Source organism: Paenibacillus sp. FSL W8-0187 (genome assembly GCF_037969755.1).
Lineage (GTDB): Bacteria > Bacillota > Bacilli > Paenibacillales > Paenibacillaceae > Paenibacillus_AQ.
Genome location: NZ_CP150206.1, coordinates 3,907,911 through 3,928,436, shown reverse-complemented (window position 1 = coordinate 3,928,436; position 20,526 = coordinate 3,907,911). Strand labels below are relative to the sequence as shown.

Below are 20,526 nucleotides of genomic sequence, written 5' to 3'. Positions count from 1 at the left end.
TCTTCTACTACGTCAACTGCAACTTCCTCTCATGAAATCCTCCCATAATAAGTCCCAAATCCATAAAGAAATCCAGCAGAAGCTCTTCAAACCATTCACAGGTTGCTTTATTTCAATAAACATTTTTATCAAACAATTTCATAAGTATATATTGAATATAATGTATTTTTGCCAAGGAATAAAAACACCTGAACATGGCCGACAGCCATCGATCATGCCCCAAACGACGCATCGTACGCCCAGGGAGCAGTGCACACGATGTACAAAATAAAATTATGGAATGATTCCTACACCATATTGAATATATTTAAATTGTAGATATGAAACCGCTTGCAATGAAGGAGGGGGAGACAGTCGCTATTTACCGTCGAAACATCGAAAATTGGCTCTGTTCCTAAGCTATCGGGAATGGATTCGTAAAAATCCGATACGACGAAGTAGGAGGTGTACGGGGAATGGTACCAAAGGGTGTGGTTATCCACGGATTTGAGCAATTAAAAAAGAACAGGAAACTAACTAAAATATGGTATTTCAGGCATATCTATTTGTTTTTGCTTCCTGCTATCATCTGGTTTCTGGTTTTTGCTTACTACCCGATGTACGGCATTGTAATCGCGTTCAAAGATTACAAATTCAATCTGGGGATCATGGGGAGTTCATGGGCAGGCTTCAAATACTTCGTACAGTTTTTAAACGATTCCAAATTTTACGAAGTACTCCGAAATACGTTATCCATTAGTGCCCTTAAACTTGTTTTCGGATTTCCAGCTCCATTGATTCTAGCCTTAATGCTCAATGCCGTCATGCACAAAAGAATCAAAAGAGTGTTTCAAACGATTTCCTATCTGCCGCACTTCGTTTCGTGGGTCGTTGTCGTTACCTTACTTCAAAAAATCCTGTCTCCGAACGTAGGGCTTATCAATGACATTCGGTACCAAATGGGTTTGGATCCGATTTTTTTTATGGGAAAGCCGGAATTATTCTATCCACTGGTCATCATTTCTGACATTTGGAAAGGTATAGGCTGGGGTTCGATCATTTATTTAGCTGCGTTAACGAATATCGATCCGCACTTGTATGAAGCTGCGGAAATCGACGGGGCAGGTCGATGGAGCAAACTATTTAAGATTACGCTTCCATGCCTTGTTCCAACGATAGCCATACTGCTCATATTCTCCCTCAGCGGAATACTGAACGCGGGTTTTGACCAAATCTGGCTGATGCAGTCCCCAGCAACATTAAGCGTCTCGGAGATCTTGGACACTTATGTCCTAAAAACAGGCCTCCAACAGGGGCAACTCGCATATTCCACGGCCATTGGTTTATTCAAATCGGCGATCTCGCTGCTGCTCATTGTTGCTGTCAATAATATATCCAGGCGCGTGAGTGACGTATCGTTATGGTAATCAGCTAGCGCAGAAGATGAGGAGGTGTGTGTATGGGTGCGAGAAGGCTGACGACAGCAGATAAAATGTATATGACGCTTAACTATTCGGTGCTGCTGTTATTCTGCGCTACAGCACTATATCCATTTATCTATTTTCTAGCCCTTTCCTTCAATGACGGCTACGATGCGATGAAGGGTGGAATCTATTTTTTTCCTAGAGTTTTTACATTAGAGAACTATGCGAAAGCTTTTAGCAACTCTATAATCTTAAATTCGTTTTATATTTCCATTACACGAACGATTGTGGTAACGGTTGGCTCCGTATTTTTGACGGCCTTACTGGCATACGCCCTTTCACGGAAAGGTCTGCCCGGAAGAAAATATATCGTGTTTTTCTTTTTCTTCACCACGTTGTTCAGCGGAGGGCTTATTCCGACGTTTATCCTGTTCCGGCAATTACACATCCTGGATACGTTTTGGGTGTTGGTATTGCCCTCTCTATATAATTTTTTTAATGCGATTATTATGAAAACCTTCTTCGACGGGATCCCTGAAGCTCTGTCGGAATCGGCCCGAATCGACGGAGCAAGTGAGTTGGCGGTATTTGCAAGAATCATATTGCCTCTTTCGATGCCGGTGCTTGCTACCATTGCCTTGTTTGTCGGAGTGGGCGTGTGGAATGACTGGTTTACCGGTCAGTTTTTCATCCAGAATGAAAAACTGCAGCCTGCAGCTACGTTCCTTAATAAGATGATCAGCGAAGCTTCTTTCCAGTCGATGACGTCGGGAAATAGCGGATCTGCTATTCAAAACATGACCCAGACTCAGATGGAACTGCGAGGAGTAACGCCGGAAGCCTTGAGGATGACTTTCGTCATCATTATTACGACCCCGATTATCTGTGTGTATCCATTTCTACAGAAATATTTTGTAAAAGGCGTATTGGTAGGCTCTCTTAAGGAGTAGTTGGTATAAAAGGTAAAGCCTTTTATATAAAAACTTCCAGTGGAAGGGGATTGTAGTATGAGGAGGAACAAGCGTAGGAGTGTTCTTGTTATGACACTAATCGCTTTACTGCTTTTAGTGACCATGACGGCATGCACGGGAAAAGGCGGAGGGGAAGATGCAGGCACGGTTGACACAGGTCCGAAGGAGCAAGGTACTGAAGAAATAAAACCGGTAACCTTGACTTTTCTCAGTGCTTGGAACGGTGGCGGAGCCGGTTTCCCGCAGGACCAGGAGAATAATCCTGTAGCCCAAAAAATTAGGGAGAAAACCGGAGTAACGTTAAAACTGGAATCCATCACAACAAGCGAAGTAGAAAAACTAAACACCATATTTGCTTCCGGTACGGTTCCGGATATTGTTAACGCACCATTCTGGTCGACTACAGGAGGAGAAGGACAAGTCATCAAGAAGGCAGCCATGGAAGGACAGCTCCTGGATTTAACCCCATATCTCGATAAATACCCGAATATTAAAAGACTTGTGACTACCGGGATTGCAAAGGATTTTGCCGAGTTCGATCTCAATAGTCCCGATTTTGAAGGCAAGACTTATCTCATTCCTACGGAGACCCCGGACGGCACCCCTGAGAGCATTCATAATTGGAATTACGGTCTTTTTGCCAGGGGGGATATCCTGAAAGCTTTAAATGTAAAAGCGGAGGATATTGATACGCAAGAAGAACTATATGATCTATTGGTCAAGATCAGAGATGGAGGTTTTAAGGATATTGGCGGGAAACCGGTCATCCCGGCCGGAACGATGTGGAATGGATGGGATTCCGGCCAGTTCCTAGCCGGGTGGTCGGATTACACGATTTCGGACTTCCATCAAGTGGATGGAAAACTGATTCACTGGACGCAATCCAAGGACCATGAAGCTAAGTTGTTATACATGAGGAAGTTATTAACGGAAGGTTTGTTTGATCTTGAAGCCTTTAACAATACGAGTACAACAGCGAATGAAAAGCTTACGACGGGCAAGCTTGCCGTGTTCGGAGCCCAGCCGATGTTAGATGATTTGCAAAAAACGCTTTATAAGACGAATCCGGAAATGCAATATGAACTACTCGGACCGATGAAGAATAAGAGCGGAGAAATCCGAACGCAAGTGGAAAAACCCGGCCGTTCCGGTTTCCCTGCCCTGTTCTTAAGCGCTAACATCAAAGATCCTGATGCGGCATTACGTTACATTGATTATGTCAACAGTGAAGAAGGCCGATTGCTTGCGTATTTCGGGATCGAAGGAACGCACTACACCATGGAAAACGGGTTACCCCGGTGGATTCCTGATGTGAAAAAACAATTCGATGATAACCCGGATCTGAAAAGAGACGCAGGGCTCAATTATCTTCCAGGAAGATTCATCGGGGCATTCTCCAATGATATTACTTGGCCTATGCCCGAGGATCAAAAAACGAAGTGGAAAAAGTTGGAGGAGAGTCTCTCAGCAAAAATGCCTATCAAAATTATAGACAAAGTAAGCGCCAACTACCTTGCAAGAGAGTGGCCCAAATATCAGGAATATAGAGATAAAACCAGTAGTTTGAATTTCGATGAGGAAATTAAGAGAGCGTATTTTGCGGCGTCAGATCAAGAAGCTCTAGATATGCTTCATAGTGTTCAAGAAAAATTTAGAGCTGCCGGCGTAGAAGAAATGGCGGAGTTTGTGGCTCAAAAAGCTGCAGAACGAGATGATGTAGGGTTCTAAGTGAAGGAAGTTTATCCATGGGATGGTGTCACTGCCATCCCGAATCACTTTTTACATGTAAGGAAGGGGACGACAACATATGTTAAACCCGATTGTTTCAGCAGGCGCATTCACTGAACTCGATCAGTTTATGTTCGAATCGTGGGGTTATTTTGTCATTCCGAATGTACTGTCGAAAGAGGAGGTCAAAGAATGCCTGCAGGCATCAATTCGACTTCATGAAGCGGCAGGTACAGTCGGTTGGGGGCAAGTCGGCAGAGGGTATGAATCTGAACACGCTCTTGAAAACTTAATGGATCATCCATCGGTTTTACCGAAGATCCGAGGTTTACTTGGCGACCGATTCATTATGCAGTCCGGGTGGAATACGAAGCAGCCGGTAAGGGGAGGTATGGGAGGCTGGCATCAAGACGGATCCAGCGCCTTCGATTTTAAGAATCTGGGGTACCCAGTCCCCCTTATTCAGCTCCGTGCTTCATTTTTATTGACCGATCAGGAAGAACCTGGCATGGGGAATATGGAGTTCATTCCAGGCAGCCACCGCAGTCTCATTCCTCTGCCGGATTCGATCCGGACTACAAAGTCGGATACGCCGATAAGCCATGTGGTATGCGCGCCTGCAGGGTCAGTCCTGGTGTTTCACAACGCAGTATGGCATCGGACGTACGAACATAATTGGGATTACGACCGCTATACCATGCATTACATCTATAGCCCTCCGTGGGTAAAGCCCTCGGACCGTTTCCATAACGATGTCAACTTTATGCAAAGAACTACGCCTGTGCGAAGAGCTTTAATGGGGGATTTTTCAAGGCCTGATGCGCCATTTGGAGCAAGTTATACGCCACCTCCCTTTGAAGAAAACTAAAATCTTGTAAAAAAATATAAACGATGACGGAGGGGAAACGCATGTTGAACGTTGCGATGTTAAGTAAGTGGCATGTGCATGCAGATGATTATGCAAGAAGGTTACAATCTCACGGTAACGTCAAACTCACGGCAGTCTGGGACGAACAGCCTGAACGCGGAAGCGAATGGGCTGCCCAATTGGGAACGGATTTTGAAGCGGATTTGGACACGCTGCTAGAGCGGGAAGACATTGATGGCGTCGTGGTGGATGCCCCTACAAGCATGCATGCAGACGTCATGGTAGCAGCTGCTGAGGCCGGCAAACACATCTTTACCGAGAAAGCCATGGCTCTTACCGTAGCAGAATGCGATCGGATTACTGCAGCAGTACGCAAAGCAGGCGTCAAGTTCTGCATTTCATTTCCCGCTCTCACAAGGCCGCACCAATTGTTCGCTAAGCAGCTAGTAGATGACCATGTATTAGGAGACATCACGCTTTTGCGCATTCGTAACGGCCACGACGGTGCATTGAATAATTGGCTCCCGGATTACTGGTATGATGAGAAGCAAACAGGGGGCGGAGCCATGATGGATTTGGGCTGTCATCCGATGTACATCGCAAGTATGCTGCTCGGTAAGCCTAAAAGAATCACATCCATGTTTCATTATTTTACCAATCGTGCAGTGGAAGATAATGCGCAGTGCTCCATTGAGTTCGTAAACAACGCGGTCGCACTGGTCGAAACAAGCCTTGTTACGTACAAAACTCCTTCTGCCCTTGAGATTTACGGCACGGAGGGCACCCTGATGATCTCAGATGATACCGTTAGAGTCAGCTCGAAGAAGCTCGATGTACCTTTTTCCGGATGGATTTCACCTAATCAGCTCCCTAAAGAGCAGCCGCTTCCGATCATCCAATGGGCAGATGCATTGATTCATGACAAGCCGATGCCTTTCGGATTGGAAGAGGGGACGAAATTGACGGAGCTATTGGAAGCAGCATACATCGCTCATAAGGAAAACCGAACGGTAGAGTTTAAATAACGCGGGGGAGGGAATGCGATGAGAACCGTAAAAGTAGGGATCATCGGTTGCGGAATGATTGCGAACGGCAAACATATGCCGTGTTTGTCCAAGTTAGATAACGTACAAATGGTGGGCTTCTGCGACTTGAAACCGGAAAGAGCCGAGGAAGCCGCGGAAAAATACGGCACGCAAGGCGCTAAGGTGTTTACCAATTACAAGGATCTGCTTGCTATGGAGGAGATTGAGGTCGTACATGTGCTAACACCGAACAGCTCCCACGCGACGATTTCCATTGATGCGCTCGAGAGTGGCAAACATGTCATGTGCGAAAAACCAATGGCAGTCACAGGAGCGGAGGCCAAAGCGATGTACGAAGCCCACTTGCGAACAGGAAAGAAGCTCACCGTCGGGTACCAGAATCGTTCCAACGCCAAAAGCCAACTGTTAAAAAAGATGATCGCCGATGGGGAACTTGGAGATATCTATTTTGCAAAAGCTGTCGCTACCCGAAGACGAGGCGTACCTACATGGGGCGTGTTTCTTGATAAAGAGAAACAAGGGGGCGGTCCTATGATCGATATTGGAACCCACTCCCTTGATCTGATCCTATGGTTGATGGATAACTATGAACCGGAAAGTGTCGTCGGCAGTGTCTTCCATAAACTGAAGCATACCGAAAATGCCGCGAACGAATGGGGAGCCTGGGATCCCAACGAATTCGAGGTAGAAGATTCGGCGTTCGGGTATGTGAAATTTAAAAATGGAGCTACGGTCATCATTGAAACAAGTTGGGCCCTCAACATTGCGGAAGGTGGTGGCAACCTGCTGTGCGGAACGAAGGGAGGAGCGGATTTTGCTAAAAATGAACTGCGGATCAATGGCGAGAGGGACGGGAGCTTGTTCCTGAATAAAATTGAGGTGAATCCGAATGCAAGAGAACTGTTCAGGGGAGAAGAAATGACCGATTTCGAGTATGAAGCCAAACAATGGATTCACAGTATCGTAAACGATACTGAACCTTTAGTTAAACCGAGGGAAGCTATGATTGTTTCACAAATATTAGAAGCCGTCTATATATCCGCAGATACAGGCAAAACCGTTTATTTTGATTAGGAATAAGGACGTGAAATATAAAATCAGCCCCTTCATTTGTAATGATTTACATTGTACCATCAGTAAAAACAAATCTTGTGTCCGATGACAAGAACATATAGACATTGAAAGTCGCTAATTTAGCGGCTTTTTTGTTTTGCCGGTTTGATGGATCTAATCATTTTCCAATCGCGATTTCATTAAGCTAACTGGTAGGAAGAGGTAATAAATGAATATATCTATAATCCACCTTTCATCGTTGTCTTCTTTTCCAATATGATGATTATGTATGGCGACAAGCAAATCAGAAACTGTATAACGGACAAATCGACAGGGGTGTTTACCTTAACCATTCACCTTGTAAAAAAACGATTGGAGGACTTCATAATGAGCGAAATAACAGCCGAAACTTTGACACCGATCATAAGTAAAATGCTCGGTACACCAATAATCTGCACCGATTTTCAGAGCAAACCATTACATGGCGGTACAGTGGGTGATGTACAGCTTGTAACGGGCAATGCCAAAACCACTGACGGCGGGACGTTGCCCTATAAAATCGTTTTAAAAACGCAGAAGAAATGGGAACGCTACAACGATCCCGATTCCTGGCGTAGGGAATATGATTTTTATAAATCCAATTTCAGTGCTCTGTTTTCTGAATCATTCCGTTGGCCTGAATGTTATCACGCCAAAATGAACGAAGAAGAAACCGAAACGCAGATATGGATGGAATATATCGACGGCATATCGGGTTTAGATTTGACTGGCGATATGTATGAACGCGCAGCCGAGGAATTAGGACGGTTCCAAGGCAAGTTATATGCCGAACAGCCAATCATTTTACAGAACTTGACCAACCTGAGTAAAGTGGATTGTATGAAGAACTTCTATCTTCATTATCGGTCTTGGAATAAAGTGTACGATTACATACGCTCCGACGATTGCGAAATCCCGAAACACCTATGTAACATGCTCATCGACATTGATGAAAACGCAGACGAAATTTTCAACCGTATAGAAAAGCTGCCCATCGTGCTGTGTCACAGGGATTTTTGGGTAACAAACATATTCTATTCAGACGGTAAAACCATACTCATGGACTGGGATACCACGGGGTGGGGCTATTTAGGTGAAGATATGGCAAGTCTTATCGCGGACGAAGCCGATATTGAAAACATGGTTGAATACTACCATAGATGTATCCCGGCGTATTACAAAGGCTTTTCGGAATATGTGGATATTTCACACATAGAGAATAACTGCGTTTATGAGTTGATTCTACTTATGTTCGGATACAGGCTTGTAGAGTGGTATATGGACGCAGGATCAGGAAACAAACTCCAAGATACAGATGATGAAAGAATGCTGCACATCCAAACTCTGCAAAAAATCTTTGAGATAAGGAATGAACAATGATTGATAAATGGTTTCACTTATTACATAAACCGCTCCGAAAACAATACGGTCACCGTCGGGGTAATCACAAGACGACATAGACTCATGGGGTGATATAAAACCGTCCGCAGGGCAGGTAACGAACCTCGAAAAGTGAAAAAAACGCAGCAGACACGCTTTCTCAATCCGTACCCCATAATATTACTTCGGAAATGGGTTTGGCGCTACTCGATGTTGCAGATGCGATCCGTCCTTATCCGGAAGTCATTGATTATTTACAACATGTCAAAGACAACAACTTTTTGGATGAACTGGTTAAGTTGGAAGGCGGGAAGGAAACCCAGGACGCGATCTATACTTATCTCAGCAAATACGGCATGCGCTGTGCTGGAGAAATCGATATCACCAGAACTCGTTGGAGCGAAAAACCGTAGTCGGTGTGGAGAATGCTACCAAACGGATAAAGGATGGGCAGCGAATTCGCATACATGGGACTGATGGGTATTTCGAAATATTGTCATAGCTGAGTACCATTTTCGTATACTTCGTGGATTCCCTGAGCATGTTTCACAAGAGATTGATTAATAAAAAGACAACAGCCTGTTAAAAAAGGATGAGTAAGATTCACATGTTGGTGATGGATCTGAACTCATCCTTTTTTCTGCATTTCTTCAAACTAGATTCCTTTAAGTGTGCTGCTTATAGACAGATATATATGATCCGATTCGAAAATAATTGAGACGGATGAATTTATCGATTGGGAGTTGTAAATATTATGTATGGAAGAGCTTTACTACAACATAGATTGGAGACTTCACACTATGGATTCCCTTCAATCCTCCAATCGGAATGGCAGTAAAAGTTCAGTAACATTCTGGTCGGCGGTTATATTCACAGGTATCTTTTCTGTCTGGGCTGTCGTTAACCCAGAAAATCTGACGAACACCTTATGGGGATGGGTTTACAAGTACCATGGCCAATTAGCTGGTTTACGATGATGATCCCGCTTATTGTCATCGGAATTTGCTTATTGCTGGCCTTCAGTAAGTTTGGCAATGTCAGGCTGGGGAAGAAGGATGAGAAGCCGGAGTTTAGCACGTTCTCAAGGCTAGGAATGTTGTTCACTGCAGGAATTGGTGTCGGCCTTGTAAACTTTGGTGTCGCCGAGCCGCTTGTTCATGTCCCTATCGAACCGGGGCGAACTTGTTGCTCTTCCATGGCAAATTCCGGACTTGCACGTGTATACACAGATGTTGTGGCATAAAGACAAGTGGCTTTCACCTATCATGATGTCTTTCATAGAAGCAACAAGGGAGGTTCTCGCTTTAGAGAAGGATAGGGAAACGGGTTCCCAAACAGAAGAAGCATGAAGTCGTCTTTTATAAAAACTATATCTATCAGAGGCTGGGCTGAAATAGGGGAGCTCAAAGGGTGCGTGGCTGCAGCACCGTGCTCAAACGCTCGCAATCTGGATGATGTTTACGATGTCGTTCCCGACATTTGTCGGCGAGTCCAAATTTGCTGTACAGTCCTCCCACAGCGAAACGGCATTGTGGGTGGCAAGCAAAGCGTATCAAGCGGTCGCCGAGCATACCCTCGGGACGGTAAGTGAAAGAGAAGCTGCAGGGGTGGAGGCTGCAGCTTCTCTTTCTGTTGTTTGGCGGTATGATGATCTGACACTGGGAAATCAGTTGCGCGGCTCAAAATGGCGGTTCAAGTTCAAACTCAACAGCCGCATCTTTTAACACCGTCTGCTGCTCTTTACTGAGAGGTATCCCACTGTGTATTCGATCCTGTTCGCGCTCATATTCAAGGACCCCCGGAAGTGTTGCTCTATCATATCCGGGCATTGGCTGCATTTTACTAGTTATACTCATATAAGTGTCCATTTCTTTTTTGAACTGATCTGGTTGTATAAACCGGCTGATATCCAGTGCGATGATCAACGCGCCTTGATTAGCTCCCTTGTACTTTTTCCCATCGTCTTTTTCTACTACCGGAAGACCTGCTAAGAAGCCGCCCAAAGCTTGGCACATAAAACCTAATCCCATATTTCGAAATACAAGTCCGGGCGCGAGCTTAAACAGCTGCTCCAAGTGAGGAGAGGGGTAGAGGTCATGCATTGCCCCAAAGTCTAGAACCATGGGTACTTCAGTGCCCGAAGGCACTGCGAAGGACATCGGTGATCCACCGGCTGCACGCATGATCGATTCCTCGGTGGTTAAGTGTAACTGATGCCCAGACGTAACATACCCGACGAGCCCTTGCTCCGCAAGGAGGCGTGAGTAGATTCCAGCTGCTCCGATATGTCCGTGATTCCGTGTGACGGCCGCAGCGATCCCGTGATTACGGCAGCGATCAACGATCTCTTCCACTGCCCGAAATGCCGCAAAATAACCAAGTCCTCCGTCTCCATCCACTACCATCGTAGAAGCCGCTTCATTCACTGTGTAGACTTGTGGATTTGGATGAATCAAACCATCTCGCATGATCCGGGCGTAGGTAGCTATTTGCTGGGAACCGTGACTGAATACTCCTCGAAGATCATTTTTTACGAGTACTTCCGCTAGAAAATCAGCTTGTTCTTCCAACATACCAGCCTTACGGGCTAGTGCGGAAGTGAAGCACCTGAGCTTTTCAGGCCTAACTCTGATACTGTCCTTCTGCTCTACATTCACCTCGTAACCCTCCCAATCCACCATGATTTTAATACCATAATCATTCTTTAGCTGATAACCTAATCCTTCTAAGTTTTTCATATCCTATGAATATAATTACCCCTGCAAGGGAGCACAGAATAATGGAAATTTCCGACCCGTGTTCCTTTCGTTCAAAACCATACATTGAAGGAGTACTTTACAATACTTCGCAAATTGGATCTAAAAAGTTGGAGATCACAGAGGGCATCCCAAGAGGAACCTGCTTCGTTTGGAATGTTTTTTCTGAAAAAGGTGAAATCGTTCTAAAGGGGCTTGAAAGAAGCAGTGGAAAATACGAAAGGAGATACATCGGTTAACCTGGCGAATCGCTCAACTACGATGAATTCTGATTTATGCCAAGTTAATCCGTATCTCTATAGTCAATACATATTCATTTTGGTACTATTTTTATAATCTACCGGACACACTCCAACTCGGTTTTTAAACAGGCGGCTGAAATAATATTGATTCTTATAGCCTACTTTGATCGCCAAATCACCAATTTTGATGTTTTGCATGGAGTTGTCCAATAATTCCTTCGCTTTCGAGATGCGAAGCTCAGTCAAATACTCCAGAAAAGATACTCCGACCTCTTTTTTCATTCGTTTACTCAAATAATTGGAATTAATATGAAATAACTCCGCCACATGAGGTACGGCCAGTTCCGGATCATTGTAATGATAGTGGATATATTCTGTTATTTTCACCATAATTGGCGAGAGTCCACAGGCATTCGAGAGTGCTTCCTGCGTCATCTCATTCTTGAGCTTCGTAACTTCGTCAGGATGAAGACCGCACAAGTGATCGTGTAACTTAGACAGCATTCGGTTTAGATCGCTCTTGGGTACCGGCTTCAGTAAGTAATCATAAGCATGCATTTGCAGGGCTCTTTGCGCATATTTAAAATCATCATACCCACTAATAATCACCACGACCATGTCAGGATACCGACTCGTTACAATTTCGACCAGATCAAGGCCATTCAACCCCGGCATGTTAATATCCGCTAGCAATACGTCTGGTGTGGATTCCTCGATTAGAGACAGAGCCTCAGCAGCATTCCTTGCTTCTCCTGATGGTTCAAAAGGCAGCCGACTCTCTTGGATGTATTTCCGTAAGCCATTACGGATAATTTTCTCGTCATCCACGATTAGGACTTGCCACATGAGTTGTCACCTCCAAGTGGTACATTTATCGTCATACAGGTTACACCTTGTTCACTACTGATCTGCAAACCGTAAAGCTCACCATAAGCAAGTTTGATGCGATGGTTGACACTATATAGACCGAATCCGATCTCTTCGTTTCTGTCTTTTTTTCCGTCCCGCAACGTCTTCTGAAGTGATGCGAGCCTGGATTTAGGAATGTCTACTCCGTTATTCAGGACAGTGACGATCAGTTGATCCCCTTGTTTATATGCACGAATTGATATTTTACTTTTCTGGTTTGTCAGCGGCTTGATTCCGTGATAAATCGCATTTTCAACGAGTGGTTGAAGGATGAACCGAATGATCTGATGTTGTTCCAAATGCTTGTCATAGCTCAATTCGTAATCCAGAATATCATCATACCGAACACATTGGATATTTAAGTAGCTCTCGACATGTTGAAATTCTTGTTCCAGCATTACAAATTGACTGCCGCTGCTGAGTCCAAGCCGGAAATACGTGCTTAAGGATTCTACAATGTCCACCACATCATTTGCGTCATGGCTTGCAGCCATCCATTGAATCGTATCCAGTGTATTATACAGAAAATGGGGCTTAATCTGTTCGTGAATCATCTGCAGCTCCATTTCCTTCTTTTCTTGCTGGGATTGATATAGCTTAATGAGCATTTGATTGAAACTACGCGCTAACTCTCCAATCTCATCGCGCCTTTTATCGTTAGAACGCACGCTCCAGTCACCGTCTTCCACTTGTCTCATCAATTGACGCAGCGCCTGTATCGGCTTAGCTATGGAGGAGCCCAATAATAGGACGAGTATCAAAAAGAAGATACCTACTACAGTTCCTACCATAAGAGCCGACCGCTGGGTCTTCGTCATACCTTGGGTAAGCTGGGATTTCGGCACTTGGAATATGAGCTTCCAGCCCGGAACACCGGTAATCGAAGCCGTAAAGATAGCCATGTTAGCTCTGGAATCATCCAGTTCTGGAAATTCTGAATTAACGATAAGCGATCCTCTACCGTCATACACCAAAATGTCTTGGGCGATATCTTTCATTTTACCGATAGGAACGGCGGCTGCGATGTAAGCTGCATCCTCATGAACTAGCGGTTCAACACGGTACAGAATAACAACAATCTCTGCTTTGTTGGCTCTTGAAACAATAACGTTACTTACAACGCAGGGAGCATTCGACGAAATCAGTTCTTTATAATAGTCTCGATTTAATATAGAGAAAGAGTTGCTATCCGGCGTCCAAGAGTTTCCTTGGAGATCAACAATCCGAATGGACTCGTAGTCATGACCTCGACGTTGTTCGAGCTTGCGACTTTCGCGTAACAGCTCTTCTCGAGTCAAGTGATGATCAGAAGCAAGGGTGGCGAGCATTTCGACTTCTCCAATCCGCTGCTGAAACCAATAGGATATTTGTTCGCTCCGGGCATTGACGATTTGCTGTGTCAGTGATTCATTGAGTGGGACGACCGTTCGTTCCATCTCTATGTGTATGGCGACTAACAACGCAAGGAATAGTAAGAGAAAGCATCCTCCGGCATATAATGTAATTTTTCGTTGTATTGAGTGCATGTCTTTATTACATCATGTTGCATTCCCTTTATAAATGAGAAGTATCACTTATCCAAAATGTATAAATAAAGTCCAAAATGTGCAAATACATTTGGAGATGCATAGCCTATAATACATATTGTACATTTTTTCACAATGTTTAAAATTCAAGTACAAACGTTATCAGGGGAGGAACTATGAGAAAACACGCAGCTAGAGTATTGTCCATTATTATGGTGCTGGCACTTGTATTTACGATGGCAGCTTGCGGCTCGAAAGAAAACGCAAAGGATGCATCGAATGGTACAACGACGGCCATTGGGGTAGGTAGTGGTAAGCATGGTGACATTAAAGTTGAGGTAACCTTTACGGATTATAAAATCACGGATGTGAAGGTTCTGGAGCAGAAGGAAAATGAAGTACTATCGGAGCCTGTATATACTCAATTGAAGGAAAATGTCATGCAGGCAAATAGTGCAGAGGTAGATGTTATTAGTGGATCTAGTGTGACGAGCAAGGGGTATTTGGATGCAATTCAGGATGCGATTGTTAAATCGGGAATTGCGCTGGTGGCAGGTAGTGGAACAACTGATGCGAAACAGACCGAAGAGTCGGAACAAACGTACGATGTCGTCGTGATCGGCGCGGGCGGTGCTGGCTTTAGTGCAGCGCTCGAAGCAGCAGATGCCGGAGTAAGCGTAGTTATTCTGGAGAAGATGCCGACCGTTGGCGGTAACACATTGATCTCCGGTGGGGAGATGAATGCGCCTGACAACTGGGTTCAGCATGCACTTGGCATTACCGATGATAGCCCAGAGTTATTTTATCAGGATACGATGAAGGGTGGCGACAATCTAGGCCAGCCGGAAATCGTGAAGATTTTGTCCGAGCAAGCACTGGGTTCAGCCGAATGGTTACGTGACGAGGTAAAAGTAGAGTTTTTATCCGATCACCTCTTCCAGTTCGGGGGACATTCCCGTAAGCGTGCACTTATTCCTGTCGGCCATACAGGGGCGGAATTGATTACGAAGCTCAAGACCAAGGCCGAAGAGCTTGGAGTTAAGATCAAGACAAACATGAAAGCTGAGAACCTACTAACGGATGAGAGTGGTAAAATAGTTGGCGTTGATGCGAGCACAAATGGTCAAAAGGTGACCTTCCATGCGAACAAAGGCGTTATCATAGCGTCCGGTGGATTTGGTTCTAATATTGAGATGCGTAAGCAATATAATCCTGAGTTGGATGAGAGCTATATGTCTACGGATACGCCAGGGACGACAGGTGACGGGATTGTTATGGCTCAAGCAGTTAATGCAGATATTACGAATATGGAGAATATTCAGACCTATCCGATCTGTGACCCTGCTACAGGTGTAATCTCACTTGTGGCCGATTCCCGGTTTGATGGCGCGATACTGATTAACCAAGGGGGAACACGATTTGTAGAGGAATTGGAACGACGCGATGTCATTTCTAAGGCAATTCTAGCACAAGAAGGGCGTTACGCTTACCAATTCTGGAATCAGGAAATCGCCGATATCGGCAAGACGATCGAAGTGCACCAAGATGAGTATGATCAATTAGTTAGAGAGGGAATGCTCTATAAGGCTGACACGATTGAAGATGCGGCTAATTTCTTCAAGGTAAATGTAGAAACATTGAAAGAGACTATAAGTAAAGTCAACGAGTATGCGAAGACAGGCAAGGATCTGGATTACAACCATCGTGGTGGTTTGGTATCGCTGGAAAAAGGCCCGTATTATATTCAAAAAGCAGTTCCGTCGGTCCATCATACAATGGGTGGACTGGTCATTGATACGAAAGCACGTGTTCTGTCGACAGAAGGTAAGGTTATTCCGGGACTGTACGCTGCTGGAGAAGTGACAGGCGTTGTTCATGGTGCGAACCGTCTGGGCGGAAATGCCATTTCGGATATTGTTACTTACGGCCGGATTGCTGGTCAGGAAGTCGCAAAGTAGATGTGTAAGACTTTTTGAAGATTCATTTTTTTAAAAAAAGATCATTTGAAGTGCTAGAAGCTATTTCTTAAATGGCGGGCTAGCACTTCTTTTCTTAATTTGGTGAAGCCCACATCAAAGAATGTTATGATATCCTGTTTACTTTCTTCTTATTATCTCTTAATATATGGATAACTATAGATAAGAGGTTGAATAATAATGAATGCTAAAGAAGCAGCGTTGTTACTTGGGGTTCATTACAAAACCATTCTAAACATGATTAATGACGGGCGTATAGCCGCTTCGAAAAACGACTCCGGAGATTGGGTAATCAGTGAGAGTGACTTAGCTGCTCGTGAGCAACAGATTGGCGATAAAGAGTTTGCAACGATTTATACTCATATGGCAGTACAAATAATTGAAAAAGCTCATAACCGGGCTATAAATGCAGCAAGAGAAGAGCTTATTGACGTTGCGCGTGCAACAATAAAGGTCAAAGAGAATAGGAATGAGTTGAATCAACAAGTAAAAAGACTTCAAAATGCATTAGATGCATACAAGGCTGCTGAAGCTTTCGCACTCACTGTTGATTCAATCAAAAAACAAGCGGAAATAGAAAGACACCAATAGTACCTGATAAGTATTGGAGACATATCTAAACGGAACTAATTATGTGGAGGTGTACTTAATAAGTGCAGAAGGATACCCAAGATGATCTATGGCAAAGAATACTTTTAAACCCGCTGATCAAACTAAGCATCAGTGGGTTTTTTATATGAGATGTTATTCTACACATTTACGATCTTTAGAAAACATAAATATAACCATTTTTCCACTTGTAGTCCTTTTCAACATTGGATTACTCTGAAAGTATTGAACATATGAAATTGTTCATCAGACTATGAGGAACCGGAGAGTGATAGGCATGACGATGAAATTCCGGAAATACAAAGATGAGAGCGATTACATGGCACTACGTAAGGTAATTACTCAAAAGTTTGCCGATCCAACCCGCCGTTTTTATCCTAGTCTAGCGGATTTTGATTATAACCGCGCCTTCGGCGGTGAAAAATTCCTTCAAAGTCTGATGGTTTGCGAAATCGAAAATGACACCATTATCGGTGCTATTTGGCCTGGGCATTATCGAATTCTATATTGCTTTACCGGGCCTGAATACATTCATCTAGAAGATGAAATATTCGCTTGGGTGGAACAACACTATTGCGGTCCGTCACTTGAAGATCGCAACGGACAGGAGGTTTATATTTGGGGTTATATTGAGGATCTTCCCCGAGTACAAACGCTCAAAGCCAGGGGATATGAACAGCATACCTGGTATATGTATTCCGGGGTTATTGATTTAGAAGATGTGAATCAAGAACCTCATTTTCCCGAGGGGTTCAAGGTGCGCCCGATCGAGGCGGGCGATTTAGAGCAAAAGGTCAATATCATGAGCGGTTCAGCTGGTTTGACTGCGCCAGATATCGAGATTTACCTTCATTTGATGTCCTGTCCAACGTACCGTCAGGATTTGGACTTGGTTATTGTGAACGAGACGAACGAAATTGTCGGCTTTGCAAATATCTGGCTCGACAGTGATAACAATATCGCCATTATCGAACCGTTTGGAACGGCTCCCACATATCGAAGGCGGGGATTGGCAACAAACCTGTTGTACGAGTGTATGCGACAGTTAAAAGAGGCCGGCGTCAGTAAACTCTACATCAATCATGGGGGAATGTGGACGCTTGATCCAGAACCAGATGACGCGATGCGAGTCTACACAAGAGTTGGATTTCAAGCACTGGGAAATATGTTTGTATGGTGTAAGTCGTTTTCTTAATTGACCCCTTGAAAGTCGCTAATTTAGCGGCTTTTTTTGTTATATCGGTACAAGTTCATGTCCCGATTCGAGGTCACGAACTTGTACCGATTGCCGTAAAGGACTAGAACGTGTTCCGATTACTGGTTAGACAAATATCTAATCATTTTCCAATCGCTATTTCATTAAGCTAACGGGCAGCAAGAGGTTATAAATGAATATATCTATAGTCGACCTTTCATCGTTGTCTTCTTTTCAAATATGATGTTTATGTAGACGCTAAGGATGGTGATTTTAATATGTTAATGGAGAAGCCAAGCATTATATTAACCACAGGGATCATGGCTAGTGGAAAATCGACCGTAGCACAGTTGCTTTCTGAACTCGATAACATAACCTCTGAAAAACTAGTTGGGTAAATTTGAACGGCGAACAACAGGCATAAAAATGTTGTACCTTTTAAAAAAACGATTGGAGGACTCCATAATGAGCGAAATAACAGCCGAAACTTTGACACCGATCATAAGTAAAATGCTCGGTACACCAATAATCTGCACCGATTTTCAGAGCAAACCATTACATGGCGGTACAGTGGGTGATGTAGAGCTTGTAACGGGCAATGCCAAAACCACTGACGGCGGGACGTTGCCCTATAAAATCGTTTTAAAAACTCAGAAGAAATGGGAACGCTACAGCGATCCCGATTCCTGGCGTAGGGAATATGATTTTTATAAATCCAATTTCAGTGCTCTGTTTTCTGAATCATTCCGTTGGCCTGAATGTTATCACGCCAAAATGAACGAAGAAGAAACCGAAACGCAGATATGGATGGAATATATCGACGGCATATCGGGTTTAGATTTGACTGGCGATATGTATGAACGCGCAGCCGAGGAATTAGGACGGTTCCAAGGCAAGTTATATGCCGAACAGCCAATCATTTTACAGAACTTGACCAACCTGAGTAAAGTGGATTGTATGAAGAACTTCTATCTTCATTATCGGTCTTGGAATAGAGTGTACGATTATATACGCTCCGACGATTGCGAAATCCCGAAACACCTATGTAATATGCTCATCGACATTGATGAAAACGCAGACGAAATATTCAACCGTATAGAAAAGCTGCCCATCGTGCTGTGCCACAGGGATTTTTGGGTGGCAAACATATTCTATTCAGACAGTAAAACCATACTCATGGACTGGGATACCACGGGGTGGGGCTATTTAGGTGAAGACATGGCAAGTCTTATCGCGGACGAAGCCGATATTGAAAACATGGTTGAATACTACCATAGATGTATCCCGGCGTATTACAAGGGCTTTTCGGAATATGTGGATATTTCACACATAGAGAATAACTGCGTTTATGAGTTGATTCTACTGATGTTCGGATACAGGCTTGTAGAGTGGTATATGGACGCAGGATCAGGAAACAAACTCCAAGATACAGATGATGAAAGAATGCTGCACATCCAAACCCTGCAAAAAATCTTTGAGATAAGGAATGAACAATGACAATTGGAGGTATCATGAATCTAACAGACTACGGCTTTCCGGCTCAAAATTATTCAATAGACATAGAGGGGACTTATGCAAGAGTTACCGCTGTGCATAAAGGGAGCTACAGCCTTGTTACCGAGTATGGTGAATGCACCGCAAAACTAAAATCGAGTGTTTATTTCAACAACTGTACTGAGGAATTCCCCACTACTGGTGACTTTGTAGAAATTCAATACAACACAGAGGGTGAAAGCCTTATTATAAAAACGTTAAAACGCAAATCCAAATTTGCGAGAAATGATTTATCCGGTCATGGGTCTGAGTATGTCAAAACCATTAAAGAGCAGACGGTTGCTGCTAATTTCGACTATGTATTCATCATGCAATCCCTTAATCACGATTTGAATCTAAAGCGATTAGAACGCTATTTAACTCTATCATGGCAGTCGGGCGCAGTGCCTGTTGTGGTGCTGACGAAATCAGATTTAATAGAAGACTACTCTGCACAACTTACTTCAGTCAAACAAATTGCGATTGACGTGGATGTTCACGCGATCAGTGCAAAAACGGGCTATGGCATTGACGGACTTGCAGACTATCTTAAAAAAGGAAAGACCGTTGTTTTTCTCGGATCGTCGGGTGCGGGAAAATCCAGTCTTGTCAATGCTTTGGCAGGCAAGAAGGTGATGTCTGTCAAAGAAATTCGGAAAGATGATAGTAAAGGAAGACACACGACCACGCATCGTCAGCTGATTAGATTGGACAGCGGCGTGATGGTTATTGATACCCCTGGCATGCGTGAGCTTGGTATGTGGAATGTTTCTGAAGGTTTAAGAGAGAGCTTTTCTGATGTAAAACAGTTTTTAGGACGATGCAAATTTTCAGATTGTAAGCACCAAAGCGAGCCTGGTTGTGCGATAAAAATGGCGATTGAGGACGGAAACCTTGCCTATGAACGGTGGGAAAGTTATCTAACTCTTAAAAAGGAAGCTGCGTTTGTTGATGATAAAGCTACTTATTTACGCAGTAAAGACCATCAGCAAGTAACGATGAAAGTATGGGAAAGGCAGAAGAGTAAGGAGACTCGTCGTACTAACGATAAACATTGATTTTACTGATAAGCATATCGTACAAGTCTTTATGTAGCTTGGATTGAGATAATGCCGGAATGTTGATAGATAATGGACTAGCAGAGTCTGTTGTTGTCGTCGAAGGATAAAAGCATAATCCCATAGAAAGTCGCTATATTAGCGGCTTTTTTTGTTTTATCGGTACAAGTCCTAAATCTGAATATCCTTGAGTTATTTCGAAACTGAACTAACGGGAAGTGTCAGTTCAATAAA

18 protein-coding genes and 1 pseudogene are annotated in these 20,526 nt (G+C 43.9%); 16 read left to right on the top strand and 3 right to left on the bottom strand.

The genetic code is table 11. From position 1 onward, the window contains the following. Nucleotides 1-455: 455 nt before the first annotated feature. The 10 genes and pseudogenes from MKY48_RS17455 to MKY48_RS17410 all read left to right on the top strand — a co-directional run bounded on the left by MKY48_RS17455 (nucleotide 456) and on the right by MKY48_RS17410 (nucleotide 10,212). Complete coding sequence (locus MKY48_RS17455; protein WP_339264989.1) at nucleotides 456-1,406, top strand: ABC transporter permease subunit; 951 nt, start codon at nucleotides 456-458, stop codon at nucleotides 1,404-1,406. A 32-nt stretch (nucleotides 1,407-1,438) separates the two neighbouring features. After that, a complete protein-coding gene (locus MKY48_RS17450) occupies nucleotides 1,439-2,353 on the top strand; it encodes a carbohydrate ABC transporter permease (protein ID WP_339264987.1) in 915 nt (304 codons plus the stop codon). Nucleotides 2,354-2,443: 90 nt separating this feature from the next. Then, on the top strand, nucleotides 2,444-4,102 hold the full coding sequence (locus tag MKY48_RS17445; RefSeq protein ID WP_339264985.1) for an extracellular solute-binding protein: 1,659 nt from the start codon (nucleotides 2,444-2,446) through the stop codon (nucleotides 4,100-4,102). 79 nt (nucleotides 4,103-4,181) lie between these two features. Beyond that, on the top strand, nucleotides 4,182-4,970 hold the full coding sequence (locus MKY48_RS17440) for a phytanoyl-CoA dioxygenase family protein (protein ID WP_339264983.1): 789 nt from the start codon (nucleotides 4,182-4,184) through the stop codon (nucleotides 4,968-4,970). Nucleotides 4,971-5,011: 41 nt separating this feature from the next. Next, nucleotides 5,012-5,995 carry a Gfo/Idh/MocA family oxidoreductase gene (locus MKY48_RS17435; protein ID WP_339264982.1) on the top strand — a complete coding sequence of 328 codons (984 nt, stop codon included), beginning with the start codon at nucleotides 5,012-5,014 and terminating at the stop codon, nucleotides 5,993-5,995. A gap of 18 nt (nucleotides 5,996-6,013) precedes the next feature. Beyond that, a complete protein-coding gene (locus tag MKY48_RS17430) occupies nucleotides 6,014-7,090 on the top strand; it encodes a Gfo/Idh/MocA family oxidoreductase (RefSeq protein ID WP_339290058.1) in 1,077 nt (358 codons plus the stop codon). Nucleotides 7,091-7,456: 366 nt separating this feature from the next. Further along, nucleotides 7,457-8,488: a phosphotransferase gene (locus tag MKY48_RS17425; RefSeq protein ID WP_339290056.1), complete on the top strand. Its 1,032-nt coding sequence runs from the start codon at nucleotides 7,457-7,459 to the stop codon at nucleotides 8,486-8,488. Nucleotides 8,489-8,622: 134 nt separating this feature from the next. Continuing rightward, nucleotides 8,623-8,898: pseudogene (locus MKY48_RS17420) on the top strand (phosphoenolpyruvate synthase); the annotation flags it as partial. 518 nt (nucleotides 8,899-9,416) lie between these two features. Continuing rightward, nucleotides 9,417-9,731: a BCCT family transporter gene (locus MKY48_RS17415; protein ID WP_339264980.1), complete on the top strand. Its 315-nt coding sequence runs from the start codon at nucleotides 9,417-9,419 to the stop codon at nucleotides 9,729-9,731. 220 nt (nucleotides 9,732-9,951) lie between these two features. Beyond that, on the top strand, nucleotides 9,952-10,212 hold the full coding sequence (locus MKY48_RS17410; RefSeq protein ID WP_339264979.1) for a hypothetical protein: 261 nt from the start codon (nucleotides 9,952-9,954) through the stop codon (nucleotides 10,210-10,212). On the opposite strand, the gene MKY48_RS17405 is transcribed toward MKY48_RS17410, so the two are convergent. Then, nucleotides 10,168-11,145 (bottom strand): Ldh family oxidoreductase, encoded by a 978-nt coding sequence (locus MKY48_RS17405; RefSeq protein WP_339290054.1) that lies wholly within the window; start codon nucleotides 11,143-11,145, stop codon nucleotides 10,168-10,170. The two genes, MKY48_RS17410 and MKY48_RS17405, sit on opposite strands and share 45 nt — an antisense overlap. A 122-nt stretch (nucleotides 11,146-11,267) precedes the next feature. On the opposite strand from MKY48_RS17405, the gene MKY48_RS17400 reads away from it, so the two are divergent. Continuing rightward, nucleotides 11,268-11,483 carry a hypothetical protein gene (locus tag MKY48_RS17400; RefSeq protein WP_339264975.1) on the top strand — a complete coding sequence of 72 codons (216 nt, stop codon included), beginning with the start codon at nucleotides 11,268-11,270 and terminating at the stop codon, nucleotides 11,481-11,483. Nucleotides 11,484-11,546: 63 nt separating this feature from the next. On the opposite strand, the gene MKY48_RS17395 is transcribed toward MKY48_RS17400, so the two are convergent. Next, nucleotides 11,547-12,332: a response regulator gene (locus MKY48_RS17395; RefSeq protein WP_339290052.1), complete on the bottom strand. Its 786-nt coding sequence runs from the start codon at nucleotides 12,330-12,332 to the stop codon at nucleotides 11,547-11,549. Further along, nucleotides 12,317-13,921 (bottom strand): sensor histidine kinase, encoded by a 1,605-nt coding sequence (locus tag MKY48_RS17390; RefSeq protein WP_339290050.1) that lies wholly within the window; start codon nucleotides 13,919-13,921, stop codon nucleotides 12,317-12,319. The genes MKY48_RS17395 and MKY48_RS17390 overlap by 16 nt, the downstream gene beginning before the upstream one ends. Before the next feature lie 176 nt (nucleotides 13,922-14,097). Between MKY48_RS17390 and MKY48_RS17385 the strand changes: the two genes are divergently transcribed. The 5 genes from MKY48_RS17385 (at nucleotide 14,098) to rsgA (ending at nucleotide 20,292) form a co-directional block, all read left to right on the top strand. Next, nucleotides 14,098-15,879, top strand: a complete 1,782-nt coding sequence (locus MKY48_RS17385) for a flavocytochrome c (RefSeq protein ID WP_339264970.1) — start codon at nucleotides 14,098-14,100, stop codon at nucleotides 15,877-15,879. Between the two features lie 198 nt (nucleotides 15,880-16,077). Then, complete coding sequence (locus MKY48_RS17380; RefSeq protein WP_339290049.1) at nucleotides 16,078-16,488, top strand: helix-turn-helix domain-containing protein; 411 nt, start codon at nucleotides 16,078-16,080, stop codon at nucleotides 16,486-16,488. Between the two features lie 295 nt (nucleotides 16,489-16,783). Beyond that, nucleotides 16,784-17,701, top strand: a complete 918-nt coding sequence (locus tag MKY48_RS17375; protein WP_339264967.1) for a GNAT family N-acetyltransferase — start codon at nucleotides 16,784-16,786, stop codon at nucleotides 17,699-17,701. A 465-nt stretch (nucleotides 17,702-18,166) separates the two neighbouring features. After that, nucleotides 18,167-19,198 carry a phosphotransferase gene (locus MKY48_RS17370; RefSeq protein ID WP_339290047.1) on the top strand — a complete coding sequence of 344 codons (1,032 nt, stop codon included), beginning with the start codon at nucleotides 18,167-18,169 and terminating at the stop codon, nucleotides 19,196-19,198. Between the two features lie 14 nt (nucleotides 19,199-19,212). Further along, nucleotides 19,213-20,292, top strand: coding sequence for a ribosome small subunit-dependent GTPase A (gene rsgA, locus MKY48_RS17365; RefSeq protein ID WP_339290045.1), 1,080 nt, complete (start codon nucleotides 19,213-19,215; stop codon nucleotides 20,290-20,292). The last annotated feature ends 234 nt before the right edge of the window (nucleotides 20,293-20,526 follow it).